Annotated in this window: 20 protein-coding genes; 5 read left to right on the top strand and 15 right to left on the bottom strand. The window is 69.1% G+C overall.

Annotated features, from left to right (window positions below; translation table 11 throughout):
* Window positions 1–5: 5 nt before the first annotated feature.
* Window positions 6–941, bottom strand: coding sequence for a Gfo/Idh/MocA family protein (locus tag JJQ90_RS23975; protein ID WP_216878810.1), 936 nt, complete (start codon window positions 939–941; stop codon window positions 6–8).
* Window positions 942–1,094: 153 nt separating this feature from the next.
* On the opposite strand from JJQ90_RS23975, the gene secD reads away from it, so the two are divergent.
* The 4 genes from secD (at window position 1,095) to JJQ90_RS23955 (ending at window position 5,998) form a co-directional block, all read left to right on the top strand.
* Window positions 1,095–2,678 (top strand): protein translocase subunit SecD, encoded by a 1,584-nt coding sequence (secD, locus tag JJQ90_RS23970; RefSeq protein WP_216878809.1) that lies wholly within the window; start codon window positions 1,095–1,097, stop codon window positions 2,676–2,678.
* 23 nt (window positions 2,679–2,701) lie between these two features.
* Window positions 2,702–3,664 carry a protein translocase subunit SecF gene (secF, locus tag JJQ90_RS23965; RefSeq protein ID WP_216878808.1) on the top strand — a complete coding sequence of 321 codons (963 nt, stop codon included), beginning with the start codon at window positions 2,702–2,704 and terminating at the stop codon, window positions 3,662–3,664.
* Entirely contained in the window at window positions 3,661–4,614 is a 954-nt protein-coding gene (locus JJQ90_RS23960; RefSeq protein WP_216878807.1) for a Bug family tripartite tricarboxylate transporter substrate binding protein, read from the top strand. The genes secF and JJQ90_RS23960 overlap by 4 nt, the downstream gene beginning before the upstream one ends.
* A gap of 226 nt (window positions 4,615–4,840) precedes the next feature.
* Window positions 4,841–5,998, top strand: a complete 1,158-nt coding sequence (locus tag JJQ90_RS23955) for an EAL domain-containing protein (protein WP_216878806.1) — start codon at window positions 4,841–4,843, stop codon at window positions 5,996–5,998.
* On the opposite strand, the gene JJQ90_RS23950 is transcribed toward JJQ90_RS23955, so the two are convergent.
* From JJQ90_RS23950 to JJQ90_RS23915, 8 genes are read right to left on the bottom strand one after another with little or no spacing between them, the layout of a single operon-like run.
* Window positions 5,995–7,167, bottom strand: a complete 1,173-nt coding sequence (locus tag JJQ90_RS23950) for an iron-containing alcohol dehydrogenase (protein WP_216878805.1) — start codon at window positions 7,165–7,167, stop codon at window positions 5,995–5,997. The genes JJQ90_RS23955 and JJQ90_RS23950 overlap by 4 nt on opposite strands.
* A 56-nt stretch (window positions 7,168–7,223) precedes the next feature.
* Window positions 7,224–8,291 (bottom strand): ABC transporter ATP-binding protein, encoded by a 1,068-nt coding sequence (locus JJQ90_RS23945; RefSeq protein WP_216878804.1) that lies wholly within the window; start codon window positions 8,289–8,291, stop codon window positions 7,224–7,226.
* Window positions 8,288–9,280 (bottom strand): ABC transporter ATP-binding protein, encoded by a 993-nt coding sequence (locus tag JJQ90_RS23940; RefSeq protein WP_216878803.1) that lies wholly within the window; start codon window positions 9,278–9,280, stop codon window positions 8,288–8,290. Before JJQ90_RS23940 ends, JJQ90_RS23945 begins: the two co-directional genes overlap by 4 nt.
* Window positions 9,277–10,710, bottom strand: coding sequence for an amidohydrolase family protein (locus tag JJQ90_RS23935; RefSeq protein WP_216878802.1), 1,434 nt, complete (start codon window positions 10,708–10,710; stop codon window positions 9,277–9,279). Before JJQ90_RS23935 ends, JJQ90_RS23940 begins: the two co-directional genes overlap by 4 nt.
* 19 nt (window positions 10,711–10,729) lie before the next feature.
* Window positions 10,730–12,328, bottom strand: coding sequence for an ABC transporter substrate-binding protein (locus JJQ90_RS23930; RefSeq protein WP_216878801.1), 1,599 nt, complete (start codon window positions 12,326–12,328; stop codon window positions 10,730–10,732).
* A gap of 19 nt (window positions 12,329–12,347) precedes the next feature.
* Window positions 12,348–13,214 (bottom strand): ABC transporter permease, encoded by an 867-nt coding sequence (locus tag JJQ90_RS23925; RefSeq protein ID WP_216878800.1) that lies wholly within the window; start codon window positions 13,212–13,214, stop codon window positions 12,348–12,350.
* Window positions 13,211–14,152, bottom strand: a complete 942-nt coding sequence (locus JJQ90_RS23920; protein ID WP_216878799.1) for an ABC transporter permease — start codon at window positions 14,150–14,152, stop codon at window positions 13,211–13,213. The genes JJQ90_RS23925 and JJQ90_RS23920 overlap by 4 nt, the downstream gene beginning before the upstream one ends.
* A complete protein-coding gene (locus JJQ90_RS23915; protein ID WP_216878798.1) occupies window positions 14,146–15,777 on the bottom strand; it encodes an amidohydrolase in 1,632 nt (543 codons plus the stop codon). Before JJQ90_RS23915 ends, JJQ90_RS23920 begins: the two co-directional genes overlap by 7 nt.
* A 152-nt stretch (window positions 15,778–15,929) precedes the next feature.
* Here JJQ90_RS23915 and JJQ90_RS23910 point away from each other — a divergent pair, with 152 nt between their 5' ends.
* Entirely contained in the window at window positions 15,930–17,519 is a 1,590-nt protein-coding gene (locus tag JJQ90_RS23910; RefSeq protein WP_230410939.1) for an ABC transporter substrate-binding protein, read from the top strand.
* Between the two features lie 8 nt (window positions 17,520–17,527).
* Here the strand turns inward: JJQ90_RS23910 and hflX are convergent, their stop codons facing one another.
* Genes hflX through JJQ90_RS23880 form a run of 6 tightly spaced genes read right to left on the bottom strand, consistent with a single transcriptional unit; the run spans window position 17,528 to window position 23,349 of the window.
* Window positions 17,528–18,877 carry a GTPase HflX gene (hflX, locus tag JJQ90_RS23905; protein WP_216878797.1) on the bottom strand — a complete coding sequence of 450 codons (1,350 nt, stop codon included), beginning with the start codon at window positions 18,875–18,877 and terminating at the stop codon, window positions 17,528–17,530.
* 51 nt (window positions 18,878–18,928) lie between these two features.
* Entirely contained in the window at window positions 18,929–19,714 is a 786-nt protein-coding gene (locus JJQ90_RS23900) for an ABC transporter permease (RefSeq protein WP_216878796.1), read from the bottom strand.
* The gene (locus JJQ90_RS23895) at window positions 19,711–20,550 is read right to left on the bottom strand and encodes an ABC transporter permease (protein ID WP_216878795.1); all 840 of its coding nucleotides are present in this window, start codon (window positions 20,548–20,550) and stop codon (window positions 19,711–19,713) included. Before JJQ90_RS23895 ends, JJQ90_RS23900 begins: the two co-directional genes overlap by 4 nt.
* A complete protein-coding gene (locus JJQ90_RS23890) occupies window positions 20,547–21,641 on the bottom strand; it encodes an ABC transporter ATP-binding protein (protein WP_216878794.1) in 1,095 nt (364 codons plus the stop codon). The genes JJQ90_RS23895 and JJQ90_RS23890 overlap by 4 nt, the downstream gene beginning before the upstream one ends.
* Window positions 21,638–22,408 (bottom strand): class II aldolase/adducin family protein, encoded by a 771-nt coding sequence (locus tag JJQ90_RS23885; RefSeq protein ID WP_216878793.1) that lies wholly within the window; start codon window positions 22,406–22,408, stop codon window positions 21,638–21,640. The genes JJQ90_RS23890 and JJQ90_RS23885 overlap by 4 nt, the downstream gene beginning before the upstream one ends.
* A complete protein-coding gene (locus tag JJQ90_RS23880) occupies window positions 22,408–23,349 on the bottom strand; it encodes a 2-hydroxyacid dehydrogenase (RefSeq protein ID WP_216878792.1) in 942 nt (313 codons plus the stop codon). Before JJQ90_RS23880 ends, JJQ90_RS23885 begins: the two co-directional genes overlap by 1 nt.
* Window positions 23,350–23,381: the final 32 nt, after the last annotated feature.

Genomic DNA, 23,381 nt, shown 5'->3' with positions numbered 1-23,381 from the left:
CCGGATCACCCGATGGCGGCCTCCACGGCCAGCGCGACTTCCAGCGCCGCGATCCCCTCCGCCGCGCCGACCTCCACCGGGGCCGTCCCGGCGCAGGCCGCCGCAAAGCCGGCCTGCTCGGCTTCCAGGCTGTCATGATCGGTCCAGCCGGCGCGGTCGATGCCGTGGTCGGGCATGTTCGCCACCGGCTCCGCCCCGCCCCGGCGCAGCATGGCCAGGCCGCGATTGAGGAAATCGACGCTCATCTCCCCCTCCCGCCCCAGCACCCGCAGCCGCCGCTCCATCGCCAGCGAGACGCGCGAGGCGGTGATGGTCGCCGCGCGGCCGCCCGAAAAACCCAGCCGGGCCACGGCGAAATCGGCATGGTCGGACATCACCCGCGCGCCCACCGCCTCGACGCTGCGGGGCGCCTCCCCGGCCAGTTTCAGCACCAGATCGATGTCATGGATCATCAGGTCCAGCACCACCGAGACATCCAGCGAACGCGGGCGGAAGGGCGCGGCGCGCACCGCCTCCCAATGCACCGCCCGCCCGCCTTCCTGCGCCGCGACCACGGCGCGGAAGGCGGCGGAAAAGCGCTCGATATGGCCGACCTGAAGCACGCGGCCCGCTTCGGCCGCCAGCGCGGCCAGCGCCCGCGCCTCGGCCAGGGTGGCGGCGATCGGCTTTTCCATGAACAGGTGCCGCCCCTCCTCCAGCACCTGCCGGCCGAGGGCGGCGTGGAAGCGGGTCGGCGCGACGACGATCACCGCCTCCGCCGCCGCGATGGCCTCCGCCGCCGGCAGGGCAGGCACGCCGCATTCGGCGGCGACGGTGGCGGCGCGCGCCGGGTCGGCATCATGCAGTGCCACCAGCCGCAGCGGCCCCTCCGCCCGCGCCGCCTTCAGCGCATGGAAGCGCCCGAAATGCCCGGCCCCGAGGACCGCCACGCGCAGCGACATCGTGAAAAACCCTTTCTTCAAGCCACGGGGTGATACTGCGTCACGCGCGGGCTTGCATCAGGGGGGGTCGCGCCGCATCTTCCGCCCCGGTGGCATCGCCCCCCACATGGGGTAATAGGGCCGCTCCTTCACCATTGGGGTCTGGCTGCTTCCATGATGTATTTCGCCCGCTGGAAGGTGCTCGCCATCATCGGCGTCTGCCTCCTCGGCATCCTGGTCTCCCTGCCGAACGTGCTGCCGCGCAGCGTGCTGCCGGACTGGGCGCGCCAGATCAATCTCGGCCTCGACCTGCGCGGCGGCAGCTACCTGCTGCTGGAGGTCGATACCTCCACCATGGTGCGGGAGAGGCTGGAAGCGCTGGTCGATGTCGCCCGGCGCGGCGCCAGCAGCGCGAATCCGCGCATTCTCTATACCGGCCTCGCCGCCAATCCGGCCGAGCGCCGCATCAGCCTGCGGGTTTCCGACCCCGCCCGCGCCGCGGACATGGCCCGCATCCTGCGGGAGGCCGCCATCGTGGTGCCGGCCGGCGCCGGGTCGCAGCAGCCGGATATCGAGGTCACCACGGCCGCCGACGGGCTGGTTTCCGCCACGCTGACCGAGGTCGCGCTGCGCGCCAAGGCCGGCAATGCGGTGGAACAGTCGCTGGAGATCGTCCGCCGCCGCATCGACGAGACCGGCGTGGCAGAGGCGCTGATCGCCCGCCAGGGCGCCAACCGCATCCTGGTGCAACTGCCCGGCGTCGAGGACCCGGCGCGGATCAAGACCCTGCTGGGCCAGACCGCCCGCATGACCTTTCATCTGCTGGACGAGGCGGCGAATCTCCAGGCGCCGACGCCGCCGCCGGGGACCATGTTCCTGGCCGGCGACCGCTTCCAGGAACGCTATGCGGTGCGCCGCCGCGTGGAAGTGGACGGCGCGAACCTCACCGATGCCCGCGCCGGCCAGGACCAGAACGGCCAGTGGGTGGTGAACTTCACCTTCGATTCCATCGGCACCCGCCGCTTCGCCGATGTCACCCGCCAGAATGTCGGCCGGCCCTTCGCCATCGTGCTGGATGAACGCGTCATCACAGCGCCGAATATCCGGGAGCCGATCACCGGCGGCCGCGGCCAGATCTCCGGCAGCTTCGACGTGAGGGGCGCCAATGACCTGGCGGTGCTGCTGCGCGCCGGCGCCCTGCCCGCCCCGCTGACGGTGGTGGAGGAACGGACGGTGGGGCCGGAGCTGGGGGCGGATGCGATCCGCGCCGGCATCATCTCCCTCGCCGTCGGCGCCAGCTTCGTGTTTCTTTACATGGGCCTGGCCTATGGCTTCTTCGGCTGGCTGGCCAATATCGCGCTGCTGGCCAACCTCGTCATCATGATCGGCGTGCTGTCGGTGATGGGCGCGACGCTGACCCTGCCCGGCATCGCCGGCATCGTGCTGACCCTGGGCACGGCGCTGGACGCCAATATCCTCATCAATGAGCGAATAAGGGAGGAAGTGCGGAACGGGCGAACGCCCATCTCGGCGCTGGAGCTTGGCTTCACCAAGGCCTCCGGCACCATCATGGACAGCAACCTGACCAATCTGATCGCCATGGCCTGCCTCTACGGCTTCGGCAGCGGCCCGGTGAAGGGCTTCGCCGTCACGGTCGCGGTCGGCACCGTGGTGCAGATGTGGACGGCGACCGTGGTGGTGCGGCTGATGGTGGCGACCTGGTATCGCCGCCGCCGCCCGCAGACGCTGCCCGTTTGATCCGGCGGACCAAGGACACACCCATGTTTCGCGCCCTATCCCGCCCCCTGTTCCGCATCGTCCCGGACGACACGCGCATCCCCTTCATGAAGGGGGCCGTCGCCGGGCTGATGCTCTCCGCCTTCCTGTCCATCGCCTCCGTCGTGCTGGCGATCTATCCCGGCATGGCCCGCGGCATCGACTTCCAGGGCGGCATCGTCATGGAGGTCCGCACCCAGGGCGAGGCTGACCTCGCCCGGCTGCGCAGCGCCGCCTCCGCCCTCAATCTCGGCGATGTCGGCCTGCAGCAATTCGGCGCGCCCGATGCGGTGCTGATCCGCCTGCCGGTGCAGGGCGACGAGGCCGGCACCCAACGGGCCGTCGCCGCCATGCGCGCGGCGCTGGAGGAAGCCAGCCCCGGCACCCGGGTGCTGCGGGTGGAGGCGGTGGGGGAGCGCGTGTCCTCCGAGCTGTTCCGCGGCGGCATGATCGCGCTGGCCATCAGCCTGCTGGCGATGCTGGTCTACATCTGGTTCCGCTTCGAATGGCAGTTCGGCATCGCCGCCATCATCACGCTGATCCTGGACACCACGAAGACCATCGGCTTCCTCGCGGTGACGCAGATCGAGTTCAACCTCCAGACCATCGCGGCGATCCTGACCATTGTCGGCTTCTCGGTGAACGACAAGGTCGTGGTGTTCGATCGGATGCGGGAGAATCTGCGCAAGTTCAAGCAGATGCCGCTGCGCGACGTGGTCGACCTGTCGATCAACGAGACACTCAACCGCTCCATCGGCACCTCCGCCACCCTGTTCCTCTCGGCCCTGCCGCTGGCTCTGTTCGGCGGCGATGCGCTGGCGGGCTTCGCCTGGACCATGCTGTTCGGCATCGTGCTGTCCACCTCCTCCTCCATCTTCATCACCGCGCCGCTGGTGCTCTACACCGGGGCCAAGTCGCTGCGACCGAAGGAAGTCGCGCCGCCGCCGGCCCAGGCCCAGGCGACGTGACCACCGCCACCCTGCGCCGGCGTGCCGTGATGGGCCTTGCGGGCGCCCTGGCCATGCCGGGCCTCGCGCGCGCCGCGCGTGGCAATCCGGCCGAGTTGCTGGTCGGTGCCCCCCCGGGCTCGGCCGTCGATCTGTGGGCGCGCGGCTTCGCCCCCTTTCTCGAACGCGCCCTGCCGCGCCTGACCCTGGTGGTGCGCAACCGGCCCGGTCGCCAGGGCCTGGATCTGGTCACCGCCCTGGCCGAGACCGCGCCGGACCAGCGGGTCTTCGGCGTGGTCACCTCCCCCCTTCTCCTCACCCGGGCGATCGAACAGGGGGAGTCCTTTCCCGGCGACCGCATCGCACCGCTCGCGGCACTGGTGGAGGAGAGCATGGTGCTGGTCGCTGCCCATTCGGGCCCGCGGGACCTCGCGGAGTTGCGCGACCTCGGGGACCGCGGCACGCTGGGCACGCCGGCGCCTGGCACCGCCGCGCATGTCGCCGCGCTGCGACTGGATGGCCGGCTCGACCTGCAGCGCTTCGCCTTTCCCTCCGCCGCCGCCGCGCGGCAGGCAGCGATCTCGGGCCATGTCGCCGCCGCCATGCTGGCGCTGCCCGAGGCCATCGCCGGGTTGCGGGAGGGCAAGCTGCACGGCATCGGAATCGCCGCCGCAAGGCGCAGCCCCTTGCTGCCGGAACTGCCCACGCTGCGCGAGCAGGGGGTGGACCTGGTCGCCGCCGCCCATCGCGGCTTTGCGCTGAATCCTGGCGCGCCGGAAGGCTTTCGAGCCGCACTGCTGCGGGGGCTGGAAGCTGTCGCGGTCGACGCCGATTTCGCCGAGCACTGCGGCATCCGTGGCCAGGAACCCCGCTTCCGTGGGCCCGAATCCTGGACCCGCCTGCTGGCCCGCAGCGATTCGGACCTGCGGCGCCGCTGGGCCGAGGAGCCCTGGCTGCCGCGCCGCGCCTGACGCCGGGCAGACACGCGGCTGTGCGTGCTGGACATCTTGGCGCGAGGTCATGCTGGGCGCCGGCCTTCCCGCCATGTTGAAACCTGATGAAATCGCACCATCCCACGGGCCATGTTATGGATTTCAGACAGACCCTGTTGCTGTCGCCAAGATTATCACGATTATGTGATTTCGTTATCGCCCGGGTGCCATCGGTTCCCCGCTTTGTCCGGAGGATGTGCGTAGGATGTTGAGGCGCCATGGTCGCGCCCTGTCGGAGCCAGGCACCGTGCTGCTGGTGGCCACCGATCCGCAGGTCATCGCCGCGACCCGGGACGCTGTGCGCCGCATGGCCGGGCCACCGCCGATGCTGATGGCAACCGCGGCCGAGGCGCTCTCCCATATGCTGGGCCCGGGCCATGCGCCGCGGCACCTGGTGGTGGAGAATGGTGCTGGCAGCCTGGCGCTGCTGAGCGCGGCGCAGGACCCCTTCAACGGAACCGACCTGGTGGTGGTGACCTTGCCCGGTCAGCGGCTGCCGGCCGGCATGCGCCAGTCCCCGGCCGAAGGCATCCCGCTCGCGGCCATGCTGGAGGCCGGGCGCTCGCGGGACGCGCTGGCGGCCTGCGATGCGCCGGCACTCGCCGCCAGCCTGGCCCGAGGCGAAATCACGGTGCGCTTCCAGCCGATGGTGCGCCTGGCCGATCGCCGGCCGGTGATGGTGGAGGCGCTGGCGCGCTGGGAACGGCCGGGCGTGGCGCTGGGGGCGGGGGACTTCGTGCCGCTGGCCGAGCGTGCCGGCCTCGGCGCGCGCCTGACCTTCGCCGTGGCGCAGCGCGCCATCACCGCATTGGCGGCCCATCGCGGCCGCCATCGCATTCGCCTGTCCTTCAACCTGCCCCTGGCGGAGCTGGTGAAGCCGGACCTGCCTGTCTGGCTCGGACGGCTGGTGGCGGAATCCGGCCTGGCGCCCAACGACCTGCTGCTGGAGCTGACGGAAAGCGCCCAGGTGCGCGACCGGTCGGTGCTCCGCCGTGCCCTGATCCGGCTGGCGCATGCCGGCTTCGGCGTGCTGCTGGATGATCTCAGCCTGGATGACGGGCGCAGCGGGCTGCTGGAACTGCCCTTCGCCGGGGTGAAGCTGGACCGCAGCCTGGTGATCGCCATGCCGGATGACCGCCGCGCCCGTGGCGAGGTGGAACGCATCGTCCGCCATGCGCGCCGTCGTGGCATGCTGGTGATCGCGGAGGGTGTGACGGACAGCCATGTCTGGCGTGCCACCGCGGCGGCCGGCTGCGACCTCGCCCAGGGTTTCGGCGTTGGCCGCCCCCTGCCGCCCTCTGCCCTGCCGGACTGGATCCGGGCCTGGCGGGCGGCGGCGATGCCGGGCGATCAGGCCCCCTAGCTGGCCCGGTAGCTGGCCTGGTAGAGGGCGACAATCTCGCTTTCATCCGGCACGCGCGGGTTGTTGCCGGGGCTGCCGGAAGCGAGGGCCTGCTTCGCCATCAGCGGCAGCAGCCCTTCCCATTTCGCGGCGTCGATGCCCCATTTGGCCGGGCTCGGCACGTCGAGGTCCCGGTTCAGCGCGCGCAGCTCCTCGACCAGCCGCTGCGCCGCGGCCTGGTCGCCCTCCGCCTCGCTGGCCACGCCCATGACGCGCGCGGCCTCGGCATAGCGGGGGCGCGCAGCCTCCAGCCCGAAGGCGGTGACGGCGGGCAGCAGCATGGCGTTGGACAGGCCGTGCGGCACGTGGAAATGCGCGCCGATGGGGCGCGACATGCCATGCACCAGGGCGACGCTGGCATTGCTGAAGGCGAGGCCGGCCAAAGTCGCGCCGCGCATCATCGCCTCTCGCGCCGCGGCATCCTTGGGGTCGGCCCAGACGCGGCGGAGGTTGGGCGCGATCAGCCGCATGGCGCTGCGGGCATAGTCGTCGGAGACGGGGTTCGCCTTGGCGGAGACGAAGGCCTCCAGCGCATGGGTCAGGCTGTCGATGCCGGTATCGGCGGTGATGCGGGCGGGCAGGCCGAAGGTCAGCTCATGATCCACCACGGCGGCCAGCGGCAGGGCGCCGAGGCCGGCGATGAGCATCTTCTCATCCGTCTCGGTATCCGTGATGACGGTGAAGCGCGTGGCCTCGCTGCCGGTGCCGGCGGTGGTCGGCACGCAGATGATCGGCACGGCACCGCGGTTGGCGGCCGCCGGCACCTTGAAGTCGCGCATCTTCGCGCCCGCCGGCGCGGCGGCGAGGATGGCCATGGCCTTGGCCGTGTCCATCGGGCTGCCACCGCCAAAGCCGATCAGACAGTCATAATCACCCGCGGCAAAGACGGCGACGCCGAAGGCAATGACCGTATCGGTCGGATCGGGAACCGTGTCCGAAAACACGGCAGGTGTCATGCCTGCCGCACGCAACGGCGAAAGCGCCCGATCCAGCAGGCCGGAAGACAGCATGAAGGGGTCGGTGACCACCAGGGGGCGGGACAGGCCGAGCTGGCCCAGCACCTCCCCCAGCTTCGCCACGGCGCCGCCGCCCATCACCATCAGCCGCGGTGCCACCAGTGACATGATCATTGCGCATTCCCCCCTCGCCCTGTGGCGCGGAGGGTAGGCCATGATCGCGCCGCGCGTCAGCCCGCCTGGAGCGCCTTCCGCGCCTTCGCCGCCGCGTAGAGCGCGAGGCGCTGGGACGCGACCGGCGACATGCCGTTCTCCGCCACGCTGATATGGGCCGGCAGCGTCTCCGCGAAGTGGCAGGCGACGCGATGGCCCGGCGCGAGGTCGCGCAGTTCCGGCATCTCCGCCTTGCAGCGGTCCTGCGCGAAGGGGCAGCGCGTGTGGAAGCGGCAGCCGCTGGGCGGGTTCATCGGGCTCGGCACATCGCCGCCGATCGGCTTCACCATGCCGCGCCGGCGCGGATCGGGATGCGGAATCGCCGAGAGCAGCGCCCGCGTATAGGGGTGCATCGGCGCATCGAAGATGGCACGCTTCGGCGCTGTCTCGACGATCTGGCCGAGATACATCACCGCCACGCGGTCGGCCATGTGGTGCACCACGGCCAGGTCATGGGCGATGAACAGGTAGGACAGGCCGAAGCGACGTTGCAGATCCTTCAACAGATTCACCACCTGTGCCTGGATCGAGACATCCAGCGCCGAGACCGGCTCGTCGCAGATGATGAGTTCCGGCTGCACCGCCAGCGCGCGGGCGATGCCGATGCGCTGGCGCTGGCCGCCGGAGAATTCATGCGGGTAGCGCTGCGCATGGAAAGGCGCGAGGCCGACCAGCCCGAGCAACTCCTTCACCCGTGCCGCGCGCGATTCGGCGGTGCCGATGCCATGCACCTCCATAGGTTCGGCAATGGTGTCGGCCACGCGAAGGCGCGGGTTCAGGCTGGCATAGGGATCCTGGAACACCACCTGCACGCGGCGGCGCAGGGTGCGCAGCGCGGCGCCCGAAACTTCCAGCCCATCGAAGCGCACGGTGCCGCCGGTGGGCTCGATCAGCCGCAGCACCAGCCGCGCGGTGGTGGACTTGCCGCAGCCGGATTCACCGACGATGGCCAGCGTCTCGCCACGCTCGATGCGGAAGGACACGCCATCGACGGCACGCACGGTGCCGACCTGCCGGGCCAGCACGATGCCCTTCTTCACCGGGTAGTGCTTGGTGAGGTTCTCCACCTCCAGCAGCGCGCTCATGCGGCAATGTCCAGGCTGTTCTCGACCGGCGCGCGGATGCAGGCGGCGTAGTGGCCCGGCGCCACCTCCTCCAGCGGCGGGGGGGCGTTGCGGCAGGCGGCGATGGCGAAGGGGCAGCGCGGTTCGAAGCGGCAGCCTTTTGGGAGCGCGAAGGGCGGCGGAACGCTGCCCTCGATGGCCAGCAACTCATCCCGCGACTCATCCAGGCGCGGCACGGAGCCGAGCAGGCCGAGGGTATAGGGGTGCTGCGGGCTGGCGAAGAGTTCCGTCGCGGTGCCTCGCTCCGCGATGCGGCCCGCATACATCACCGCCACCTCATCGGCCATTTCGGCGATCACGCCGAGGTCGTGGGTGATGAGCACGATGGACATGCCGGTTTCGGCCTGGAGGTCCTTCAGCAGGTCGAGGATCTGCGCCTGCACCGTGACGTCCAGCGCCGTGGTCGGCTCATCCGCGATCAGCAGCTTCGGCTTGCAGGCCAGCGCCATGGCGATCATCACGCGCTGGCGCATGCCGCCCGAAAGCTGGTGCGGGAATTCGTCGAAGCGGCGCGCGGGGGCCGGGATGCGCACGCGGTCCAGCGCCGCGATGGCGCGGTCGCGCAGTTCCGTCTTGCTGGCACGCGTGTCGTGGGCGCGCATCGCCTCCATGATCTGCAGGCCGATGGGATGCACCGGGTTCAAGCTGGTCATCGGTTCCTGGAAGATCATCGCCACCTGGCCGCCGCGCACGGCGCGCATGCCGGATTCGGACAGGTCGAGCAGGTTCTGACCGTCCAGCAGCACACGCCCCGCGGCGATGCGCCCCGGCCGCGGCACCAACCGCATGACGGAGAGCGAAAGCATGGACTTGCCGCAGCCGGATTCACCGACGATGCCGAGCGTCTTGCCGCGCGGCACCGTCAGATCCACGCCATCGACCGCGGGAATATCGCCATTGGCACTGCGGAACACCGTCCGCAGGCCCTGGATTTCAAGAAGAGGATTCATGACCACCGGAATGTGGGAGGCGAGGAGACTTCGACCGGGCGATGCGCCCAGTCCTGCGACGGCGCCTTCTCCACGATGCGCTTTTGCGCCTCATGCAGATGCGCGGCGGCGCCGTGATAGTCCATGGTGGTGACCTTGCCGTCGGCGACAACCTTGTTGCCATCGACATAGACATCGCGCACGGCGCGATCACCGGCCGCATAGACCAGGCTGCGCACCGGGTCGCGACCCGGGCGCATCATCGGATGCGTGACGTCCACCAGCACGAAGTCCGCGCGGGCACCGGCGGCCAGCCGGCCGATATCCTCGCGCCCCAGTGCCTTGGCACCGCCGATGGTCGCCGCGTCGAACAGCTCCGTCGTCGTCATGCTGCGCGGGTCGTTCGCCTGGGTGCGGGCGAGATAGGCCACCAGCCGCATCTCATCGAGCATGTTGTGCGGATAGGTATCGGTGCCGAGGCCCATATTCACCCCGGCCCGCTTGTAGCGCCCGAAATGCTTCAGCGTGATGCCACGGCGGGCGAAGACGGTCGGGCAATGCGCGACCGTGGTGCCGGTTTCCGCCAGGCGCCCCATGTCGCTATCCGTCCACCACTTCGTCGAAGGGTGGTCGTCGAGAAAAATGCCGTGGCCGATGATGCTGCGGTCGCTGAGCAGGCCCATGGAATCGAGCCAGCCGATCGGCGTCTTGCCGGTGCGCCGCGTGATCTCGTGGAACTCGACCACGGATTGCGCCGCATGGATCTGCCAGGACAGGCCGCGCTTCTCGGCCTCGGCGAAACTGTCCTTCAGCAGTGTGTCGGTGCAGGTGTCGATCTGCGCCGGCACCACCATGCCGAACAACCGGCCGCTTTCATGCTGCTCGGCACGTTCGATCAGCGACAGCGCCTCCGCCATCGCCTTCTCGCCGGCCGCCTCGTCCCATTCGTACTCGACGACATGGCCGTTCTTGGTGAACCACTTGGCGGATTTGAACATCGGCGCGATGCAGACGCGCATGCCCGATTCCGCCAGCAGGTCCATCCAGCCCGGATGCGCCATGGAGAGGTCCGCCACCGTCGTCACGCCGGACAGCAGCAGTTCGGACAGCGCCACACGCACGCAGGAGGGCACGGCTTCCGAATCCGCCCGGAAGATCGGCATGAATTCATAGAGCGAGGAATTGTACAGGCCCGGGGAGCCGATCTCATCGATCAGCCCCTTGTTCATCGGCTCGCTGGACGGGTGCGAGTGGATGTTCACCAGCCCTGGCATGACCATCAGCCCCGACCCGCTGATCTCCTCCTCCGCCGGGCCGTCATAGCCGCGGCCGACGAAGCTGAGGGTGCCGCCGGTGAAGGCCACATCGGCATCGGGCAGGTAGATGTGCTGCTTCGCCGAGGCGTCCCATGCAACGACGAGATCGGCGTTGCGGATGACGGTGGTGGTCATGCCGTTTCTTCCCTTCTTCTTAGCGCGTCGTGCGCATGTCGAGCGCCTTGTAGACGCCGATGCCATACAGGCCATGGGCGCGGATGCCGGTGACGCGGTTGGAGACGCCGACATACAGGTTCTCACGCGCCGTGGTCAGCCAGGGCGCTTCCTCCGCCAGTTGGCGCTGGATATTGGCCAGCGCGGTGCGGCGCACGGCGGGGTCGGTGGCGCTGCGCGCCTCGTCCAGCCAGGCGTCGGTCTGCGGGTTGTTCCAGTTCATCCGGTTCGGCGTCGGCCGCGCGCGGCTGTGCCAATACAGGCTGAGCGCGTCACCCGCCGAGAAATACGGGTAGGACAGGAACAGCGCATCGAATTCCTGCGTCGCCATCCGGCCCCAGGCGACGGTCGCATCGAACAACTGGATGCGCATCTCGATGCCGACACGGCGAAGCTGCTGCTGGATGATCTCGCTCTGGCGCTGATTCTCCAGCGTGTTGATGCCGTAGGTCAGGAAGGTGGCCCGCTGGCCGTCCTTCACGCGGACGCCATCGCTGCCCATGGTCCAGCCGGCTTCTTCCAGCGTGCGCTGGGCCGCGGCCATGTCGAAGCGCGGCACCATCGTGTCCGACTGCGCGTCGTAGTCCAGCGTATTCGGGTTGACGATGTTCAGCGCCGGCTGCGCATGGCCGAACCACACGGCGCGCACCAGGGCCTCGCGGTCCACCGCCTGGTGGATGGCGCGGCGCACGGCACGGTCATTCATCACGGGCTTGTCCACCTTGAAGCCCAGGTAGAAGTCCCAGAAGTAGTTCGGCTGCGTCAGGACGGAGACGGTCGGCACGCGGCGCAGATTGGTGATGGCCACGGTCGGGATGTATTGCGTGACGTCGCCCGCGCCGGTCTGCAGCGCGGCGAGACGCGCGGACGGCTCCGGCACCACGCGCCAGACGATGCGCTCGACATGCGCCGGGCCCTGGTTCTGGTACATCGGCGGGCCCCAGCGGTAGTTCGGGTGGCGCGTCAGCACCAGCTCGTTCCGCGGGGTCCAGGACTGCCAGCAATAGGGGCCGGTGCCGTTGAAGCCCTGGCTGCCGAAATTCTGGCCGAGGCGATCGACCGTGTTCTTGTCGATGATGCCGGCGAAGAACAGCGTGAGCTGCGACAGTAATTCGGAGAAGGGCTCGTTCAGCTCGTATTCGACGGTATGGGAATCGACCGCGCGGACTTCCTTCACCGGGCCGGCACGCCAGGCGACCGGGCTGCGCGTTTCACGGGAGATCCAGCGGTTGATGGAATAGACCACGTCTTCCGCGGTGAATTCCTTGCCGTCGCAGAAGGTCACGCCGCGGCGCAGGTGGAAGGTGTAGGTCTTGCCGTCCGGCGAGACGGTCCAACGCTCGGCGAGACCAGGGCGCACCGTCTGCCCGTCGAAATCCATGGTGACCAGCGTGTCGGTCATCATGCCCACCACCTCACCGGCGCTGCGCGCGGTGGAACGGTGCAGGTCGTAGCGGTCGGCGTCGATCTCGCGCAGGAACACCACGGTGTTGCGCGGCGTCTGTGCCACGGCCGGCAGCACCGGCACGGCGGTCACCGCCGCCAATGCGGCGACCATTGCGCCCTTGAGGAACCTCATATTCTTTCTCCCTGCTTGACTAGATACGGAGCCGCGGGTCGAGCGCGTCGCGCAGCGCATCCCCCAGCACGTTGAAGGCCAGCACGACGACGAAGATGCCGATGGCTGGAATGACCGAGATATGCGGCGCGAAGAACAGGAAGGTGCGCCCCTGCGCGGCCATGGCGCCCAGCTCCGCGATCGGTGGCTGTGCGCCGAGGCCGAGGAAGGACAGCGCGGAGCCCAGCAGGATCACCTGGCCGAAGCGCAGCGTGGCGAAGACCAGGATCGGGCTGGCGCAGTTCGGCATCAGGTGCCGCCAGATCAGCCGCGCATCGCCCATGCCCTGGGCGCGCGCCGCCTCGATGTAATCCAGCCCGAGCACGACCAGCGCGGTGGACCGCGCGATGCGTGCCATCAGCGGGATGGTGGCCACCGCCAGCGCGATCACCACCGCCGTCACGCCCGGGCCAAAGATCGCCGCGATGGCGAGCCCGAACAGGATGGCCGGGAAGGACAGCATGATGTCGGCGAGGCGCATCAGCAGCCCGTCGATCCGCCGGTAATAGGCCGCGGCGAAACCCATGGCCACGCCGATGACGCCGCCGATGCCGAGGCTGAGCGCGCCCATCGCCAGCGTCACCCGCAGCCCGTGCAGCATGCGCGACAACATGTCCCGCCCCTGCCCGTCCGTGCCCAGCAGATAGGCGCCCTCACCCGGCGGCTGCATCACCGCCATCAGGTCTGTGTCGAAGGGATCGTAGGGCGCGATCCAGGGCGCCAGCAGCGCCGCCAGGATCACCAGCACCACCACCGCGAGCGAAACGGCCGCGGCCGGTTCCCGCAGCAGGATCTTGAGCGTGCCGGGGCGTGCCGGCGGAACGACTTCCGTCACGGTCGTGCTCATCCTGCCCTCACCCGCGGATCGAGCACGCCATAGAGAAGATCCACCGTCAGATTCACCAGGATGAAGCCCATCGACAGCACGATGATGGTGCCCTGCGCCATCGGGAAATCGGAGGACAGGATGGCGCCCACCGCCAGCCGCCCGACGCCGGGCCAGGAGAACACCGTCTCCGTCACCACCGCGCCGCCAAGCAAAAAGCCGATCTGCAGGCCGATCAGCGTCACCACCGGCACCATCGCATTGCGCAGCGCATGCCGCGTGACAACCAGCCGTTCCGACAGCCCCTTGGCGCGCGCCGTGCGCACATGGTCGGCGCCCAGCACATCCAGCACCGCCGTCCGCGTCATGCGCGCCACCGGCCCGACGAAGACACCGCCCAGCGTGATCGCCGGCAGGATCACCGCGCGCAGCCCCTGCCAGGTCCAGAGCGGACCCTCGCGCCCCGTGAAGGGCAGCCACTGCCACTGGAAGCCGACGAACCAGATCAGCACGAGGCCGAGGAAGAAGACGGGGACGGAGACGCCGGCGACGCTGAAGGCCATCACCACGCGGTCGATCAGCGAGCCGCGCCAATAGGCACCCACGGTGCCCATGGCGATGCCGAGCGGGATGGACCAGATCAGGCTGGCCACCATCAGTTCCAGGGTCGGCCCGATGGTCGAGGCAAGCTCGCCCGAAACCGGCACGTTGTTGATGATGGAAACGCCCAGGTCACCATGTGCCAGCCGCCAGACATAAAGCGCGAACTGCACGTAGAGCGGCTCATCCAGCCCGAGATCGGTGCGGATCTGGGCGATGACCTCCGCACTCGCATTCGGCCCGGCGCGGACGATGGCGGGATCGGTCGGCACCACCTGCATCAGCAGGAAGCCCACCAGCAGCACGCCGAACATCACCGGCACCGCCAGCATCAGGCGTTGGACGGCGTGTCTCAGCATGGCGCGAGCGCCCCGTGGCGGTCGAAGATCACCTCGCCACCACGCAGCGTCAGGTCGGCCCGCGTGTCGCGCAGGATCAACTCCGGATCACAGTCGAAGATGTCGCGGGACAGCACGGCGATGTCGGCCTGCATGCCGGGCTCCAGCGTGCCGCGGCGGTCCTCGGCGAATTGCGTATAGGCCCCGCACCAGGTCTGGCAGTGCACCGCCTGTTCCGCCGTCAGCGTCTGGTCCGGCCCGAGCACCGTGCCGCGATTGGTCTTGCGGGTCAGCATGGTGAAGAGATTGGCATAGGGATCGACCGAGGAGACAGGGCAATCGGAGGAGGCCGCCGGATGGTGCCCTTCCTCCAGCCAGGTGCGCATCGGATAGGCTTCCTCGCTCCGCGCCCGGCCGAGGTTGCGGATATAGAGGTCGCCGAACTCGTACATGAAGGCCGGCTGCGGCACCGGCAGGATGCCCCGTGCCAGCATGCGCTTGCGCTGATCGGCGTTGAGGAAGCCGCAATGCTCGATGCGGTGGCGCCGCCCCTTGAAGGGATGTTCCGGCGTATCGGCCATCTCCATGCCGACCAGAACCTGCTCGATCGCCGCATCGCCGATGGCGTGGATGTCGAGCTGCCAGCCCTGCTCATGGAACAGTTTCAGCAGCGCATGGATTTTCTCATCGGGGAAGGTGAAGACGCCCGTGCCGCCGCCGGCGCTTTCCAGATACGGGTCGAAGAAGGCCGCCGTCAGGCCGCCGGCGGAGCCATCGGCAAACACCTTCACCGCACCCCAGCGCAGCATGTCGTCGCCCTGCCCCGGCCGCAGCCCGGCCTCCCAGGCCTGCAGCGCGATGCCTTCCGGATTGCCGGCCAGCACGTTCCACATCCGCATCAGCGACCGCCCGGTGGCGACGGCGGTGCGGAAGGCCGCGACCTCCGCCATGCCGGCCGTCATGCCGACATTCATGTCGGTGGCCGAGGCGAAGCCGAGCGAGGCGAGGTGTTTGCCGGCACGCTCGATGGCATCGACCAGCGTCGCCTCATCCGGCTCCGGCACCACATCGCGGATCAGCCGCATGGCGCGTTCCTGGAACAGGCCGGTCAGCGCGCCACCCTTGCGTTCCACCACGCCGCCCTCGGGGTCCGGCGTGTTGTGGCCGACGCCGGCGGCGCGCATCGCGGCCGTGTTCGCCACGCCCATATGGCCGCAGGTGCGCACGATGAAGACGGGATTGTCCGGGGAGACGCGGTCCAGCTCCGCCGCCGTCGGATGCCGGCCGATGTCGAGTTCCGCATGGTCGTAACCGCGGCCGAGCACCCAGGCGCCCTTCGGCGCTTCCTTCGCCGCCTTGCCGATTCGCGCCAGCACCTCATCCAGGCTGCGCACCTCCTCGGCCCGCAGGTTCACGCCGGCCAGCGCCAGGCCGTAGGGCAGCAGGTGCATATGCGCCTCGTTGAAGGCGGGAATCGCCACCCGCCCCTCCAGCGCCACATGCCGGGCCTCGGGCGCGGCCGCCGTCACCTCCGCCAGGCTGCCCACGGCCAGCACAAGGCCGTCCCGCACCGCGAGCGCCTCGGCAAAGCCGCCCGCCAGGCCGCGAAAGACGCGCCCGCCGGAAAAAATCACATCCTGGCCCATGCAGTCGACCAACCCCATTCCGCGCGTCGTTTTTGGTGACCTGACTGTCATGCGGTGATCCCCACCCGTCAACCCGGCGATGACGCAAGAAGATTGCGCATCGGCCCGCTGCCGGAGATGATCCGCCCCTTCACTAGGCAGGATGACCCTCAATGATGCGCAGACCCTGGCTCGGCCTTCCCCGGCTGGCCCTCATGGCAGCGGCGGCCCTCAGCCTGTCCGCCTCCCTCGCCGCCGCCCAGTCGACGTTGCGGGTCGTGCTCATCAACGACCTGGCGAGCCTGGACCCGGTGAACTCCACCGCCGCCTTCGTCCGCAACCACGGCTTCATGGTCTATGACCAGCTTTTCGCGCTCGACAGCCAGGGCGTGGCGCGACCGCAGATGGTGCAGACGCATGAGGTGAGCGCCGATGGGCTGAGCCACAGCTTCACCCTGCGCGAGGGGCTGACCTTCCATGATGGCGCGCCGGTGCGCGCGGCCGATGCCGTGGCCTCCATCCGCCGCTGGTCGCAGCGCGACATCGTCGGCCGGGCGCTGGCGGCCTCCACGGCGGCGATGGAGGTGGTGGACGACAAGACCTTCACCATCCGCCTGTCCCGCCCCTTCGCGCTGGTGACCGAAGCCCTGGCCCGCCCGACCGCCAGCGCGCTGTTCGTGATGCCGGAGCGAATCGCGGCGACGCCGGCCAGCACCGCGATCACGGAAGCGATCGGCAGCGGCCCCTTCATCTTCCAGCCGCGTGAGTGGCAGGTGGGCAACCGCGCCGTCTACCTCCGCAACCCCGCCTATCGCCCGCGTTCGGAACCGGCGGACGGCCTGGCCGGCGGCAAGGTGGTGAATATCGACCGGTTGGAATGGGTGGCGATGCCGGACCCGGCCACGGCGGCGGCGGCCTTGCAGGCGGGTGAGATCGACTTCATCGAACAGCCCTCCCCCGACCTGATCCCGGTGCTGGAGCGCAACCGCAACATCCGCACCTTCGCGCTGAACCCGGTGGGCTTCATGGTCTGGCTGCGGCTGAACCACACGCAGCCGCCCTTCGACAAGCCGGAAGCGCGCCAGGCGCTGCTGCATCTGATCAACCAGCAGGACGTGCTGAATGCCGTGGGCGTGCGGCCCAGCGAGCAGGTGCCCTATTGCCCCGCCTACTTCTTCTGCAACACGCCGCTGCAATCGGATGCCGGGGCCGAGGGCCTGCGCGCCGAGAACCTGGACCGCGCCCGCGCCCTGCTGCGGGAGGCCGGCTATGCGAACCAGCGCGTGGTCTTCATGAACGCCGCCGACAGCCCGATCAACAACGCGGCGACGCTGACCATGGCCGCCGCCTTCCAGCGCGGCGGGCTGACCATGGATGTGCCGAGCATGGACTGGGCCACCGTCACGCAGCGTCGCAACCGTCGCGAGCCTGTCGAGCAGGGCGGCTGGAACATGTTCGTCACGGTGGCCAATGTGCTGGACGGCCAGAACCCGCTGACCAACCTGTATCTCGCCAGCCCCTGCGAGGGCGGCCTCACCGGCTGGCCCTGCGATGCGGAGCTGGAGGCGCTGCGCCGGTCGTGGTGGGAGGAGAATGACGCGGCGAAGCGGCAGGAGATCCTGCACCGCGTCCATGCCCGCGCCTATCGCGTGCTGCCCTACATCAATGCCGGGCAGTTCCGCACCCTGGCCGCGCATCGCAGCAATATCGAGGGGCTGCGGCCGACCACCGTGCCGGTCTTTTGGGGGGTGACCAAGCGCTAGTCTAACGTTCAGGCGAGGCTGCGTCGCAGCCTCGCAATGGCGCCGGGCAGGCCGCGTATCTTCAAGACGCGGCCTTTCTCGTCATAGTCCTCGGACAGTACGCGGGCGCTTTCATAGACCTCGCCGATCAGCCCCTGCTTGGCATAGGGCAGCACCAGCACATCCTCCTCCATCTGCGCCTCGAAGAAGGCGATGAGGGTTTCGCGCAGCGCGGCGACATCCCCGGGCGCATGGGCGGACAGCATGATGGCATCGGGGTGCTTCTCCGCCAGGGCCGCGCGGCCGGCGTCATCCACCCGGTCCATCTTGTTCAGCACCAGGCGCGAGGGCACCGCATCCGCGCCGATCTCCCGCAGCACGCTGCGGCTGACCTCCAACTGCGCCTCATAGGTCGGGTCTGAGGCATCGACCACGAACAGCAGCAGCGAGGCTTCCAGCGCCTCCGCCAGCGTCGAACGGAACGACGCCACAAGATCATGCGGCAACTGCTTGATGAAACCCACGGTGTCGGAGACCAGCACGCGCGGCCGCGTCTCCGGCTGAAGGATGCGCACGGTGGTGTCCAGCGTGGCGAAGAGCTTGTCCTCCACCAGCACCTGGCTGCCGGTCAGCGCCCGCATGAGGGAGGATTTGCCCGCGTTCGTATAGCCAACAAGTGCCACGCGAAGCTGGTCGCGCCGGGCGGAGCGGCGGTTGTCCGCATCGCGCTGCACCGCCTCCAACTGGTCTTTCAGTTCGGAGATACGGTCGCGGATCTTGCGACGATCGAGGTCGAGCGTCGTCTCGCCCGCGCCCGGCCCCTGCTGCCGGCCACCGCCGCCCGAGGATTCCCGCAGGCGCGGCGCGACGTATTTCAGCCGCGCCATCTCCACCTGAAGCTTCGCCTCCCGCGTATTGGCGTGGCGGTGGAAGATCTCGACGATGACGCCGGTGCGATCCAGCACCTGCGCGCCGGTGGCGCGTTCCAGGTTGCGGATCTGGCTGGGCGACAGCTCGTGGTCGACGATCACGAATTCGGGTTTTGGCGCGGAGGCTTCTTCGTCCGGCTCTCTGGCGGCGGGCGCGTCGGCGGCGCCCTCGAAACGCTGGCGCGCCTTCGCCGTCGACTTCGGCGCCATGGTCCCGATCTCGCCGGTGCCACCCGTCAGCGCCGCCAGTTCCGCCAGCTTGCCGCTGCCGAGCAGCGATCCGGCGCCGGTGCCCTCGCGGCGCTGGGAGACCTCGCCCACCACCTCATAGCCCAGGGTCTTCACCAGCCGGCCCAGCTCCTCGAGGCTGGCGGCGTGGGCGATGTCGTCCACCTCCGGCGTCTGGATTCCGACGAGGACGGCACGCGGGGTGGGGGCTTTGGTCTCCATGGCGGGGACCTAGCACGGATGGCGCCGGAAAGCCTCTACGCGCCCATGGCGCTACTCCGCCCGGCGCCGGCGCAGCATCAGGTCCAGCAGCAGCAGCCCCGTGGTGAAGACCACCAGCAGCACGGCCACCGCCGCCATGGCGGGGTCCAGGTTCTCGTTGATGCCGTCCCAGATACGTCGCGGCAGGGTGAAGACGTCGCGGGAGGCGATGAACAAAACGATCACCAGCTCGTCCCAGCTATGAATGAACGCAAAAATCCCGCCGGAGAGGATGCCCGGCGTGATGCGCGGCAGGATCACCCAGCGCAGCGTCTGCATCAGCGAGGCCCCCATGCCCCGCGCCGCCTGTTCCAGCCTCGGGTCGAAGGCGGCCAGCGCGGTGGAGACGGTGATGACGACATAGGGGATGCCGGTGACCCCGTGCGCCAGCGCCACCCCCATGAAGCGGTCCAGCAGATCGAGCCCCGCGAAGTAGCGATACAGGCCGATGGCATAGACGATGGAGGGGATGATGATCGGCAGCAGCATCAGCGCCCGGATCAGGTCCGTGCTCCGCCGCGACAGGCGCCAGCAGCCGATGGCGCAGAGCGTGCCGGCGATCACGGCGATGGCGGTCGCCGCGATGGCGATCAGGAAGGATTGCCAGATCGAGGCCAGCCATTCGGGGGAGGTCAGCACCGTCGCATAATGCTGAAGCGACAGCGCCTCCTTCGGCAGGGACAGGAAGCGCTGGTCGGTCATCGAGACCGGGATGATGATGCTGATCGGCAGCAGCAGATACAGCGCCACCACGCCGGCGGAGATGCGGGCGAAGGGCCCGGGCTGGTGCGTCATCATGCCCCACCTCCGAAGATGCGCCGCAGATCGACGACGCGGGCGAAGACCGCCAGCGTCGTCAGGATGGCGACGACCAGCATCGTCGCCATCATGGTCCCCAGCCCCCAGCGCAGCAGATCCAGGATCTGCAACCCGATCCATTCCGCCACCATCAGCGTGCGGCCACCGCCGAGCAGCGCCGGGGTGATGTAGAAGCCGAGCGAGAAGATGAAGACCAGCAGACCCGCCGCCAGCAGCCCCGGCAGCGACAGCGGCAGGAAGATGCGGCCGAAGATGGTGAAGCGGCTGGCGCCCAGACCGCGCGCGGCAGCCAGCAGTCGCGGGTCGATCTCCCGCATGCTGGCCAGCATCGGCAGCACGGCATAGGGCACCATGTAGTGCACCATGCCGACGATGATGCCGAATTCGTTCCAGACCAGCGCGAGCGGTTCGGTGATGACGCCGGTCGCCATCAGCGTCTCATTCACCAGCCCCTGCCGGCGCAGCAGCGTCACCCAGGCGAAGGCGCGCACAAGCACGGAAATCCACAGCGGCACCAGCACCGCCAGAATCCACCAGCGCTGCGCCGAAGGGCTGGACAATGCGATGCGATAGGACAGCACATAGCCCAGCAGCAGCGACAGCGCCGTGGTGATGAGGCAGATGCGCAGCGTGGTGATGATGACCCGCTGCACGCTGTCACTGGTGAAAAGCCGTTCGTAATTGCCCAGGCCCGGCGTCGGCTCGGTGAAGGATATTGCCAGCACCTGCGCGATGGGCGCGACATAGAAGGCCGTCATCAGCAGGAAGGCCGGCAGGATCAGCAGCCACCAACCGGCATCCTGCCGCCGGATCATGGCGCGTCGTCCAGCACGGGCACGCTGGCCGCAGCACTCCAGCCGAGGCGCAGCGCCAGGCCTTCCCGCGGCGCGATCGGGGCGTTCCATGTGGAGAGCGTGATGCGCAGCGTGCCGAAATCCGGCACCGCGACGTTCAGCGCATAGCCGGCGCCGAGATAGGACCAGCTCTCGATGATGCCGGTCACGCTGTTCTCCGCCGTCTCGCCCTCCGCCAGCAGCGCCATCTTCTCCGGACGCAGGCTGAGCAGCACCTGGCTGCCGAGCGGCGGCGAATCGGCGGCGGCGGTCACCACCCGCGTGCTGCCGGCGCCGATGGCGAATCCGCCCGCGAAAACCTCCCGCACCGTGCCGTGCAGGAAGTTGGACTTGCCGAGGAAGTCGGCGACGAAGCGCGTCGCGGGCCGCTCATACAGCTCGGCCGGCGCGCCCTGCTGGATCAGCTTGCCATGGTTGAGGATGGCGACGCGGTCCGACAGGGACAGCGCCTCCTCCTGGTCATGCGTCACATTGACGAAGGTGCGGCCGATGCGGCGGTGCAGCGCCTTCAACTCGTCCTGCAATTCGGCGCGCAGCTTCTTGTCGAGCGCGGATAGCGGCTCGTCCAGCAGCAGCAGCGCCGGTTCGAACACCAGCGCGCGGGCCAGCGCCACGCGCTGCTGCTGGCCGCCGGAAAGCTGGCGCGGCAGGCGGTCACCGAAGGCGGAAAGCTGCACCAGGTCCAGCGCCGCGCGCACCTTCGCCTCCCGCTCCGCCGCACCCAGCTTGCGGACGCGCAGCGGGAAGGCGACGTTCTCCGCGACCGTCATATGCGGGAACAGCGCATAGCCCTGGAACACCATGCCGAAGTCGCGGCGTTCCGGCGGCAAAGCGGTGATGTCGCGGCCATCGAGGCGGATGGCGCCCTCGCTGGGCGCGACGAAGCCGGCGATGCACATCAGGATGGTGGTCTTGCCGCTGCCCGAAGGCCCCAGCAGGGTCAGGAACTCCCCCTGCCCCACGGCGAGCGAGACATCGGCGACGGCGGTGAAGCTGCCATAGCGCTTGCTCAGCCGCTCGATCGCCAGGGCATGGCCGGTGGCGCCGCTCATGCGCGGTAGTCCGGCTGCTCGCGGTCCAGCTTTCGCCGCAGCGCCTGCCAGGGCAGCCAGCCCTTGGTCGGGCCGGTGCTGAACTGCTTGCGGGTGCGCTCCACCGTGGCGTCGGAGGCGACGGCCAGGGGCGCGCCGGAGGATTGCGCGGCGATCTGGATGCGGCAGGACTGTTCCAGATACCACATCCAGTAGAAGGCCTCCGCCACGGTGTGCCCCACCGTCAGCAGGCCGTGGTTGCGCAAAATCATCGCCGGCTTGTCGCCGAGGTCCTGCACCAGCCGCTCACGCTCCGACAGATTGTCGTCGGCGGCGACGCCTTCATAGTCATGGATCGCGACGCGGCCCATGAATTCCATCATCATCTGGTTCAGCGGCAGCAGCCCGCCCTTCTGTGCCGCCACCGCCATCCCGGCCAAGGTATGCGTGTGCATCACGCAATTCGCATTCGGCGCGCCGAGATGCACGGCGGAATGGATGACGAAGCCGGCAGGATTCACCGGCCAGGTGGTCGCCTGTTTCGGCGCCCCCTCCGCATCCACCAGCACGAGGGAGGAGGCGGTGATTTCCTCGAACAACAACCCGTAGGGATTGACCAGGAACCTGTGGCCTTCGCCTGGCACCCGCACCGAAAGATGGGTGAAGACCAGGTCGGTCATGCCATGCAGCGCGATCAGCCGGTAGGCGGCGGCCAGATCCTCCCGCAGCTCCTGCTCGGTCGGCACATGGTCCGGATCGGGGCGGGTGGGAGCGGCGGGAAGCGCCATCAGTAACCTCGTGCGTGGTCGTAGAGATTGGGAAGCGGACGGCCCGCGGCGTGATCGGCGATCGCGGCCGCCACATATTCGGCGCGTTCCCGCCGGCTCGGCAGGCTGGCGATGTGCGGCGTCACGATGATCTTCGGATGCGCCCAGGCGGGGCTTTCCGCCGGCAGCGGTTCCTTCTCGAACACATCGAGCACGGCGCCGGAGAGATGACCGGAATCGAGCGCCGCGATGATGTCCCCGAGCTTCTGGTGGCTGCCGCGGCCGACATTCACCAGGCCCGCGCCCTTCGGCAGCTTTTGCAGCAAGGGCGCGCCCAGAATGCCCTGCGTCTCCGGCGTGGCGGGCAGCAGGCAGACCAGGATCTTCGTCTCCGCCAGGAAGGCGTCGAATTCCTCGGCACCCGCGAAGCAGGTCACGCCCGGCAGGTCCTTGCGGCTGCGCGACCAGCCGCGCACGGGAAAGCCCAGGCCCTGAAGCATCACCGCCGCGCGGCTGCCCATATTGCCCAGGCCCATGACGCCGATGGTGCTTTCGCGCGCGGTGAATTCCGGTTCGAAGAACTTCCACCGCGCCGCCGCCTGGTTCAGCGCGACCCTGCGCGCATCCTTCAGCAGCGACAGCGCCGCCCAGCAGACGAATTCGCCCATCCGCTGGGTGGAACCCTTGGTGGCCATGCGCAGCAGCGGCAGATGCTTCGGCAGGTCCGGATCGGCGGTGATGAAGTCCACGCCCGCCCCGGTGCCGAAGATCAGCTTGAGGTTCGGCATGCGGCCGATCCGCCCCGGCTCCGGGTCCCAGACCAGCACGTAGTCCACCTGCTCCGGCGCCACGCCGGCATCGCCCCACCAGCGCACATCGAGGCCAGGGGCGAATTCGGCGAAATGCCGCTGCCATTCCGGCATGGCGGCCTCGCCACCGGATTTCACCAGGATCGTCGGCATGGAACCCCTTGTCACGCAGCTTGCGGTGCGGC

This window comes from Falsiroseomonas oleicola, assembly GCF_019029495.1.
In the GTDB taxonomy this organism is placed as follows: Bacteria; Pseudomonadota; Alphaproteobacteria; order Acetobacterales; family Acetobacteraceae; genus Falsiroseomonas; species Falsiroseomonas oleicola.
The sequence above is the reverse complement of the archived record's forward strand: the minus strand, read 5'-3'. Positions and strand labels throughout refer to the sequence as shown.